The 1,598-nt window shown below is 32.8% G+C and carries 2 protein-coding genes; one reads left to right on the top strand and one right to left on the bottom strand.

Annotation, left to right across the window (positions count from 1 at the left end; genetic code table 11):
- Nucleotides 1–229: 229 nt before the first annotated feature.
- Nucleotides 230–670: a hypothetical protein gene (locus tag ABFR62_14260; GenBank protein MEN8139581.1), complete on the bottom strand. Its 441-nt coding sequence runs from the start codon at nucleotides 668–670 to the stop codon at nucleotides 230–232.
- Between the two features lie 169 nt (nucleotides 671–839).
- Between ABFR62_14260 and ABFR62_14265 the strand changes: the two genes are divergently transcribed.
- Nucleotides 840–1,571 carry a lysophospholipid acyltransferase family protein gene (locus tag ABFR62_14265; GenBank protein ID MEN8139582.1) on the top strand — a complete coding sequence of 244 codons (732 nt, stop codon included), beginning with the start codon at nucleotides 840–842 and terminating at the stop codon, nucleotides 1,569–1,571.
- The last annotated feature ends 27 nt before the right edge of the window (nucleotides 1,572–1,598 follow it).

The following is a 1,598-nucleotide window of genomic DNA, read 5'->3' on the forward strand; positions in this document are numbered from 1 at the left end:
ACCGCTTCATAACGAAGCGGTTTTTTTTATTCCTTATACTGAAATCTTAATGGATCAAGCCCATTTTCTGGGGGAGAGTAAAACCTAGGACAATTTACTTTTGCCTTGAAATTAATTTTAATCCCCAGATTTTTGGGTTGATCCCAATATTACACAGGTAAAATTGAAGGATAAGATTCCTTTTATATAATTTGATTGCGAGTTTTAGTGAGGTTTAATAATTGTACTGTCAAGTTCCCTGATAAATCAGAAATCCAATAAGAAACGCTCCAAAAGCAATTCCCGAAGTTTGCAGTATCGTTGCACTTCTGGAATACTTATACTCTTCTACACTTTCAACTTCATTCATATTAATGTTAACCAGATACCTGTCCTTGTATTTCAGATCTCCAATCTCATTTTTCCAGATAATAATTGCATTTTTTGTATTCATCCTTTGAAAATCACTTCTAAGTCTTGCTTTTATTATATTCCCTTCTATCTCCATATCATCAAGAATATAAATATACTCAGGCGAATCAATAAATTGCATATACACTTCTTTACCATTATAATTAACAGACTCCGGTTCTACTGGTTTAGGTCTGTACACACTACATGAAGATAAAAGAATAATTGCGGAAAATAACGATGTAATAATTTTTGTGTAGCTACTTTTCAATATATGCATAGGTTTATCTTTGACTAATTACAAAAAATCAAAAGTAAACAAATAATACCCTATAATATTAGTAAATAAAGGATATTTAAATAAAAATAATTATTTTCGCCACCAATTATTTTTACAGTAAGCAGTATATTTTTGATAAATTCCTTTTTAGGGCAAAAAACATTAAGAAATGCAAAAACTATTAGGCTATATTTTCACTCCCTTACATTTTATTGTATTTGGACTGGCTCTTGCAATTTTTCATCCATTACAAATGATTGCCTTTTGGATTGGAGGAAGAGAATGGCAGCGCAGGGCTGTTAACGGCATGTTGTTTTTCCTGACTAAGTCTCTGTATTTAGCAGGTATTCATCAACGTTTTATCAATTTTGAAAATATACCGAAAGGCAGACCAATTATAATCGTAGCAAACCACCATCACATACACGACATTACTAATATAAACTGGATTTTCAGAAAATTCGATCTTTCATTTGTTTCAAAAGCTGAACTTGGAAGAAAAATACCCAGCATCTCTTATAACTTAAGAAAAAGTAAATCTGCCCTAATCGACAGAAAGGATCGCAGACAGTCTATTTCTGAGATTCTAAGACTGGCAAAACATATTGAAGACAATAAATCTGTAACATGTATTTTTCCGGAAGGAACACGTAAGCATCAGGGAGATTTACTGAGAAGTTTTAAACCTGCAGGTACTGCTGCTCTAATAAAAAAGGCACCATCGGCTATTGTAATTCCTGTTGCTATTTCCGGAACATGGAAGTTAAAGTTCCCATTCCCCTTTGGCATGACTCTCACTTTTGAAAGATTGAAAGATATTGAACCAAAAGATTTCGAAAACGAAGAAGAAGTTGTAAAGGAATGCGAAAGACAGGTTCACGCTGCTGTTATTCAGAATTAAAAAATCGTACATAATAAAAACAGGCCG

Source organism: Bacteroidota bacterium (genome assembly GCA_039714315.1).
Classification (GTDB): Bacteria; Bacteroidota; Bacteroidia; order Flavobacteriales; family JADGDT01; genus JADGDT01.